Raw genomic sequence first — 8,256 nt, 5'->3', positions numbered from 1 at the left:
TTTCGAAGACAGATGCCAAGGATTTTAATGATTCTAAACCAGCATTTTCTCCGTTTTCTATTCGTTGAATAGTTCTTATGCTTAAACCACTCATTTCCGCTAATTGTTCCTGCGACCAATGGCGCTCTAATCTCATTTTTTTAATGTCTCTTAAGTTAGTTGTGTTAGAATTCATATTATTAAGTATTTTAAGTTTTATGCAAATCTAAATATTAACTTTTCCTTTATATTGTAAGAGGTAGTACATATATATGACAAAGGTATGACAGTAATCTGACAAGCGCTAAATTCCGTATTGATTCCATCTTCTACTTGAGTAAGAATTTAGGTTTTACTTAATGTAACATGCTATAATTATCATTAAATTTTGATTAAAATGACTTTTTTATAAGCTGAAAATTTGCTAATTTAAAAATATCTAGGCATTACACACAACGTTGTTGTGTATGGTTAGTTGCGTGATTAAGCAACTAATTTAGCAAATAAAACACAGATAGAATATTCCGCAGGAATGTTCGTAAGTCGTCAGTGACCAAGCAATTAATTATACACGGTGTTGTAATGCGTTTTTATTATTCAAAATATTCAAATTCTCTTGTCCATATAAATAGCTGTTCTCCATCCACAGATTTTATTTGTTTAGTCCAGTTGTTCTGGTTATCAAATTCATATTTAAATTTGACAGTTACAGGATTATTTTTTTCTGAATAGATTAATTTTATTTGGTTTCCATTATTGTCGTAAAAGTATTCATACGAAAGATTGTTGTCCGGATATTCCGGAACGACATAATTTTCCTTTGTAATTTGCTTTTGTTTATTATAATAATATAAAGTAAATCTCTCAATCTTGTTTGCTCTATTCAAAGTCATTTCTTTTACCAATAATCCGTTTGCATATTCTTTCCGTGTTCTTCCTTGAATTTGTGGTTCATTGTCATTGTAGAATTCTCCCTTGTAAGAGAGTGTTTCAGTCATATCTCCATTTTCATTGTAAATAAATTTACGATCTAATTTTTCACTTCCTATTCCATCTTTAAACAATATTCTTTTATTGTTTTTTTTAATAATTTTGAATGGTGAGTAACTAATAACTTCTTTTATTTTTCCATTTGAGTAGAGAGTGTATTTAGTACCATATGTTTCTCCATCTGCATTAAAGTCTTTTGATTGAATTAGGTTCTCTTTTTCATCATAGATAAACTCTGAATATGAATATAAATTGGGGTCGTCTGAAACGTAATAGATTGTAGATTTTATTTTGTTTTTAGAATCGTAGTTATAATTTCTAACTGTGTAGTCGTCTTTTTTATAGCTTTCTTTAACTTGGATTAAATTATCATTTTTATCATACTTATAATTAAAAAACGCAACTGTGTCGCCACTTTTATAAAACCAAACTTCATAAGTTGTTTCCCCCTTTTTATTAAATTCCTTATGGTAATTTGAGTAATGAACAAATGGTGTATTATACCACCAATTAAAAAATCTACTTTCTGTGAATTTAGGGTTTGAAAAACCGTTATGACCATAGTCTCCTTCATCGCTAAACAATTTCATGTTCTGTCGATTTTCATCAAAAAAAGCGAGTTGTTCTTTGATAGATTTTACTTTACCATAAATTGTATCTTTTTGTTGACCAAACGAAATTGAAAAGTAGAAAAGTATTAAAAATGTTATTAGATTTTTTTCAGTCATCGTTGTTAATTTTCCACTAATCTATTCAGCTTATTTTTAATCTAAAAGTATAAATGAGTAAAGTAGGTTGTTTGGTTTGTAAAAATGCTCATTAGTTTAGCCAAATGCATTACAACGGTTAGTATATGAAAACTAGCGGATTTTTAAGTGCTAATTTTTCGGTTTATCACTGACCTTTATTTTATGTTTATACTTTCGTTTTAGCACTTACTCCGTTATTTTTTATATACAATGTTGGCGGTAGTTTTTTTAAATATCTCTCGCTTAAAATAATAGTAATGCCTTAATATCAAATAGATACATTGTTTTGTCAACTTCGATATCAGCAGCTTTTGATTCTTCCTTTATCTTTAATATGAACTTTTTTAAAAAATACGGTTTGATCAATAAATTTAAAGGTTGATATCCCCCTTCATATATGTCATAATTGCGCCACGTCTTTGGATAAGACGTTACCAACAAATATTTAGAATTACTTCTTTTAATATTATTAATAGCTTCCTTTACTTTTTCTTCGGACAAATGCTGTAAGCAATCTTTACAAAAAATAAGATCAACTTTAGGCAATAAATCTTTTGTTAAATCCATTCGTTGAAAATGAACTGTTTCTGATGAGTACAATTGTTGATTTCTTTCCACCACTTTTGAAACAATATCAGCACCAATATAGTCGCAATCTTTTTTTACCTCTTTCATCCAATTATAATCACCACATGGTATATCAAGCATTGTGCTTATAGAATATTTGGATAAGGCTTTCGGCAATTGTTCTCGAATGGTAACAGTTCCTTCTATTGTTGAACCTCCCCCTGATTTAGATTCAAAATCTTTTCCCCAAAGATTTTTTTCATAAATATCATTAAAAATATTAGAGGATTTTTTGATTTTAAAAGAATCTTTTTCATGCTTAAAACTATGATACAATCTACTAAAAGATTCCGTATATCCTGGAAAAAACATGGAAGGAACGTATAATAAAGCCTTTTTAATTTTCATATCGTTATTAAATTATTTATCGTTATAATTAACGCCAACGTGATTGTGTATGGTTAATTGCGTTGGGATTAAAGATAGCAAAAGGGGACGGGCTTGAGGGAAATACAGAGAATTTTCCGATTAGCACATAGACACTCTAGCAATTAATTATACACGGTGTTGGCAACCGGCTTTATCTTTTCAATGAAAAATGGCCTGAAAAATTTGTTCCATTTCCAAGATTAGCTTTGAACCAATAGTCGTTAGACAACATTCCTTTCCCATTATAATTTCCATCCCAACCGACATCATTCGATGATAATTGAGTTAATAATTTTCCATATCTGTCAAAAATTGAAATTTTTGAATTTGGAAATTTATTTATTCCTTTTACTTGCCAAAAGTCGTTATATCCGTCGTTGTTTGGGGTGAAGAACTTTGGGTAATCAATTATTGTAACTTCTTTTGAATCTTCTCCGCATCCTTCTTTATCTCTAACATAAACATTGTAAGTTCCTCCTTGAATATCTGGGAAATAATTATTGTCTTGATAATTTATACCATCAATTGAATACTCGAAATCACCATTACCTGAAGCAATTATTTCAATAAAATTATTTCCTAATTCTCCATAATTTACTTGCTGTATTTCTGGTAACTCCGAACGAACAAGACTAAATGTAAATGAATTTTGACAAGTAAGATCATTTTCAATTTGGTTAACAGTTAAAGTATAGCTGCCTTCTTCTGTTATTTCTACGTTGTATGCATTTGAAATTAAAGTTCCATCTTCAAAGAACCAACTATATGAATTAAAACCAGAGTTTACGGTTAACGAAATTGAGGGTTCTAAATTACAAATGAAGTATTCTTCTTCTAAATTGATTTCAGGCAATTCATTTACGATTAAGTTAAAAGATGTTTCTGAATAACAAATTGGATTTGTGGCATCTTCAACTCTAACGTTTATGGTTTGAGAAAAAGGCTCTGTGTTTTGAAATAATGCAGTTAAAGGACTTGGAAGCGAATTATTATTAGAATCATAATATTCTATTGTTAAACCAACTTGAGTACCAATAATTTGTTCTTCTATAGTTGATGTATCAAATTCAGCATATCCACTTCCTTGGTCGCATGCACATAAATTATCTGGTTGATTTATATTTGGTTGTGTCACAGTTTGCAATTGAAGTGTCGTTTCAGCATAACAAGTTGAATTAAGGTCGGTAACCCTTATAGTTATAACTTCATTAAAGGGATTGGAATTCGTAAATGGATTAGGTAATGGGTTTGATAATTGAATAGAGTTTTGGTCAAAATAACTAACTAACATTCCTGTTTGTCCATTTAAGACTTGACTCTCAATAGTCGAAGTCTCAAAATATTATGAAACCCCATCATTGTTATCGTCACATCCAAATAAAACGTTTAATGAATTAGCTATTGGCAAGGAATTTACAATTAAATCGAAAGAAATTTCCTTAAAGCAATCAGTAGTGGGATTAGTTACTCTAGCTGTTACAGTTTCTTGATTGGGAACTGTGTTTAGAATTGAATTAGGCATTGGATTAGGTAATTGTGACCCATTTTCACGAAAAAAAATAATTTCCATTTCAGTTTGTCCGCCTAAAATTGTACTTTCTATATTGCTGATATCAAACTCGGTGATTCCGTCATTATCATCGTCACATGCATAGATATTATTAATTTGATTAATTTCGGGAAGAGGTTCAACAATTAAGTCGAAAGAGACTTCCGAGAAACACGACAAATTATCATTATATGCTATTCTAACTATAATAGTTTCTTGTCCCACAATAGAATTGGAAAACGGATTAGGTAAAGGGCTTGGTAATTCAATTCCATTACCATCAAAATATTTAAATGTCAAATTTAACTGGGTCCCTATTATATCGCTTTCTATTGAAGATGTATCAAAAGAACTAGAAATTTGGCTTCCATAAACATCTTCACAGCTAAATCTATTTGTAATTTGATTTACAATAGGGTTATCAGTAATGACTAATTCGATACTAAGGGTTTCTATTTCTGTTCCACAAGTAATCAATGCAGTAACATTATAATTCCCGCTATTGACGAACGTATGACTAGGATTGGTTATGGTAGACATATTATTGACACCAGAAATGGGATCATCAAAATTCCATAAAACAGAATCAAATTCACCATTAATTTCGAACAAAGTACTTTCGGACAAACAGGTGTTTTCAAAGGAAATTAAACCATCTAAATCCGTTTGATCTGTTTTGTATTTGTAAAAAAGAACATCTGTATTATTATTACCACTATTGTTAGTTATTTCAGTGCCATTTATTTGCATTGGATAGCTTTCGAAGAATGCACTCAAATATATATCATTATCTACAATTAATATTGGACCAGGTCCATCTTCATATTCAGCGGTTGGATAATAGTTTTCGCCAGTTGAACGTAAAACAAATTCTTTTTCAAAACTTTCAAGATTAACTTTAAATAGGACTAAATCTTCATTGTAAACATTGTTGGTTATTGTTGATTCTATTGTTACGTTACTAAAAGTCAATGAAGATCTAAAACTCGTTAAAACAAAAAGTTCATTGTTTTTATGATACATATAACCATTACTGATGTTATCAGTTCTCCAGTTACCACCAATTGTTGGTAAAGGCAATATTGAACAATTATCAATAGGCGTAATATTTTCTAGACTTCCATTACTTGCAGAAAATTCAGTCAATAAACTGCCCCATTCACAATTACTTACGGTAAAAATGTTGCCTAATACATTTACAGAATCATAATAACTTCCCCACAAGTATAATTTATCATTCGTATTATTATAATATAAGTTTGAAGCATTATACCGATATGTGCTACCTGTGTAACTTGATATCTGATTAATCCATTCTTGGTTTAAATCTGTATTTATTTTGGTAATATGGGTAATATCGTTGGTTGTTCCTGTTATATATAAATTACCGTTCGTATCAATTTCAGAGTCTATAAGAACATCTTCTCCATTACCACCAAAATTTATTGCCTCATTCAAATTTCCATCTAAATCAAATTTAGCTACATAATAATCTTCTGCATTACCTGTTAAGTTTATTTCATTGTTTATACTTATTGATGTTAAAAACCTTCCAACTATGGATATTGTATTATTCCAATAATGTATATTAATACCAATTTGTTGACCACCAAGTGGTCTGCTCCATACTAGTTGTCCTTGGGCATTTATTTTTACAACGCTCATTCCAGTTACAATAGTTGTACTTCCAATATTAACTTGGCCTTGATCATTATTTACTATTACATATACATTGTCTTGCTCATCCACGGCAGTTTTATACGCTTCGATATCGTCATATTCATCCAAAAAATTATAAGACCAAATTAAATTGCAATTAAAATCATATTTATAAATTACCCCTTCGTCAAAGTTTGATTGGGTAGTTGTGAAAATAATTCCATCTGAAACTTTTTCAATATCTTCAGGATAGTCATGTACCCAACCTCCTATATTCTGGGCACAATCAAAACACTGAGCATAAGACAATATGGTAAATGTTAGAAATAGCATAAGTAGTTTATATTTCATTTCGGTTTGAGCTTGTTGCCAACGGGTTTGTGTATGAAACGTAGCATGTCTAAATGTACTATATTTTCAGTTCAGTACAGAGCCGAATTTTTATATTTTGTTTTTACTTATTTTATTTGAAAGCCAAATTTAAAAATTTGGCGGTCTTCGCAAATAAGCACTTACCTTTGGGTATAGCAATTATTAGGTATGTTTTATACACGTTGTTGGCAACAGTTATTTTTTCCGCTTTGGTCACCTTTTATTCCATTTTTAATTTGGCCTTTTTCAGAAAGTATTAAACTATATTAGTATTGATATTTGTAATATGATTTTAAACAATAACATTATAGAATTTAGAGGTAAACCTCTTTTTCAAAACACGGTTTTTAAAACCCCATTAACAATGCAGGGGAGAGTAGAAGATGTGGCCTGCTTTTTTTATGTAAAAGAAGGGGGTTTAGAAAGTATTGATGCCAGAGGTATTCACAAAATAGGAGCTAAAGAGGCTTTGGCCAAAAATTGTGGAAGTTATGTTCAAAAACTTATATGTACTACAGATAAAAATGAGTGTGAAATTGTGCTTGTTTATTTACACCGTGATGTTTTAATAGATATTTATAAAGATGATATTCCTTCTTTTTTAAGAAAAGATAGCAATAAACACCCTGAGAAATTTATTTCAAACGAACTAGTAGACCAGTTCATCAATTCCCTTTTTATATACTTTAACAATCCATCTTTAATTGATGATGAATTAAGCATTATTAAATTAAAAGAACTCATACTTATTCTGCTGAAATCAGAAAAGTATTTGGATGTTCAAAATATGTTGTCGGAATTGTTCTCCACAATTTCGGTTGAATTTAAGCAAGCAGTAGAAAATAATTTGTTCAACAATATTTCAATGGAGCAATTGGCTTTTATTTGCAATATGAGCTTATCAACCTTTAAAAGAAAATTTATACAAGTTTATTCCGAAACCCCTGCACGTTACATTAAAATACGCAGGTTAGAACATTCTGCTACATTATTGTTGTCAAACAATTCGGCTATTGCGGCTATTGCTTATGATAGTGGATTTCTTGATGTGACTACATTTTCGGCAAGCTTTCAAGACCATTTTCAAATTTCCCCATCAAAATACCGCTTGGACCAAATTAGAAAATAGTTGAGCGTTTACAGAAAGTAATTCCTTTCCATTGTCCGGATATTTGTTTTAAAGAATACAAATAAAAAAAGCAATTGGATTATTATCCGTTTTATTAATACTAACAACTATAACAATGGGACAAAACAAAAAAAAGAAAGGGTTTACTCTTAACAAAGAAAGTGATACAATTAATGTTTCGGTAGAAAAACTGTGGGAAATAGCAGGCAAACAATTTGCGGATGCTTATAAATGGTCAACCTCAGTAGATCATTCTTCGGGTTCGGGAACGGCACAGTTTGAAGGAGCAACGTGTGATGCACGTTCATGTGATTTAAATGCCAAAGGGTTTAATAAAGTAGATGAAAAGCTGACAAATTATGATGATGAAAAAATGAACTTAGCATATGATGTGGTAGGAGGCTTACCTGGTTTTGTAGATAAAGTATCAAACAATTGGACTGTTTTATCGGTTGGTGAAAATCAGTCTAAAATAGTTATGGTAATGACATTTGAAGTTTCTGGTATAATGGGCACTTTAATGAAAGGCATGATGAAAAAGCAAATTGAAAAGCTAATTAATATGGTTATGATTGACCTTAAAATTTATGCAGAAACAGGACATCCTTCAGATGCAAAACAAAAAAGAATAGATGAGTTGGCCAAGGAAATGGTCGATTAGTATTTTATTAATTTCCTTTGTTTTTCATATATGAGGAATGACTAAATGTATTTTATCGGATTGTTCGAGCAAGTTTTAAAAAGCTGTGGGGATTTCTAATTGTTGCCAACGTGATGTGTATGGTTAGTTGCGTTATTAAGAACTTAATTTAGTAAATAAAAACTGAATAGAA

Annotated in this window: 7 protein-coding genes; 2 read left to right on the top strand and 5 right to left on the bottom strand. The window is 30.3% G+C overall.

Features of this window, described 5'->3' with window-relative positions; all coding sequences use genetic code 11:
- The 5 genes from B2U95_RS13590 to B2U95_RS13570 all read right to left on the bottom strand — a co-directional run.
- On the bottom strand, window positions 1-136 hold a 136-nt coding region (locus B2U95_RS13590; RefSeq protein ID WP_296317120.1), incomplete at its 3' end, for a helix-turn-helix transcriptional regulator.
- 436 nt (window positions 137-572) lie between these two features.
- Entirely contained in the window at window positions 573-1,697 is a 1,125-nt protein-coding gene (locus tag B2U95_RS13585; protein ID WP_296317104.1) for a hypothetical protein, read from the bottom strand.
- Between the two features lie 264 nt (window positions 1,698-1,961).
- On the bottom strand, window positions 1,962-2,693 hold the full coding sequence (locus B2U95_RS13580) for a class I SAM-dependent methyltransferase (RefSeq protein WP_296317103.1): 732 nt from the start codon (window positions 2,691-2,693) through the stop codon (window positions 1,962-1,964).
- A gap of 172 nt (window positions 2,694-2,865) precedes the next feature.
- Entirely contained in the window at window positions 2,866-4,005 is a 1,140-nt protein-coding gene (locus B2U95_RS13575; RefSeq protein WP_296317102.1) for a T9SS type B sorting domain-containing protein, read from the bottom strand.
- Between the two features lie 51 nt (window positions 4,006-4,056).
- On the bottom strand, window positions 4,057-6,273 hold the full coding sequence (locus B2U95_RS13570; protein WP_296317100.1) for a PKD domain-containing protein: 2,217 nt from the start codon (window positions 6,271-6,273) through the stop codon (window positions 4,057-4,059).
- A 307-nt stretch (window positions 6,274-6,580) separates the two neighbouring features.
- Between B2U95_RS13570 and B2U95_RS13565 the strand changes: the two genes are divergently transcribed.
- Both B2U95_RS13565 and B2U95_RS13560 read left to right on the top strand, forming a co-directional pair.
- Window positions 6,581-7,423, top strand: coding sequence for a helix-turn-helix transcriptional regulator (locus B2U95_RS13565; RefSeq protein WP_296317098.1), 843 nt, complete (start codon window positions 6,581-6,583; stop codon window positions 7,421-7,423).
- A 115-nt stretch (window positions 7,424-7,538) separates the two neighbouring features.
- Window positions 7,539-8,084: an SRPBCC family protein gene (locus B2U95_RS13560; RefSeq protein WP_296317097.1), complete on the top strand. Its 546-nt coding sequence runs from the start codon at window positions 7,539-7,541 to the stop codon at window positions 8,082-8,084.
- The last annotated feature ends 172 nt before the right edge of the window (window positions 8,085-8,256 follow it).

This window comes from Winogradskyella sp. UBA3174, assembly GCF_002364335.1.
Classification (GTDB): Bacteria; Bacteroidota; Bacteroidia; order Flavobacteriales; family Flavobacteriaceae; genus Winogradskyella.
The sequence above is the reverse complement of the archived record's forward strand: the minus strand, read 5'-3'. Positions and strand labels throughout refer to the sequence as shown.

Excerpts from the sequence above, each read along its gene's own strand:
- B2U95_RS13585 (WP_296317104.1), bottom strand. The coding sequence starts at position 1,697 with ATGACTGAAAAAAATCTAATAACATTTTTAATACTTTTCTACTTTTCA.
- B2U95_RS13565 (WP_296317098.1), top strand. The coding sequence starts at position 6,581 with ATGATTTTAAACAATAACATTATAGAATTTAGAGGTAAACCTCTTTTT.
- B2U95_RS13560 (WP_296317097.1), top strand. The coding sequence starts at position 7,539 with ATGGGACAAAACAAAAAAAAGAAAGGGTTTACTCTTAACAAAGAAAGT.
- B2U95_RS13580 (WP_296317103.1), bottom strand. The coding sequence starts at position 2,693 with ATGAAAATTAAAAAGGCTTTATTATACGTTCCTTCCATGTTTTTTCCA.
- B2U95_RS13570 (WP_296317100.1), bottom strand. The coding sequence starts at position 6,273 with ATGAAATATAAACTACTTATGCTATTTCTAACATTTACCATATTGTCT.
- B2U95_RS13575 (WP_296317102.1), bottom strand. The coding sequence starts at position 4,005 with ATGTTAGTTAGTTATTTTGACCAAAACTCTATTCAATTATCAAACCCA.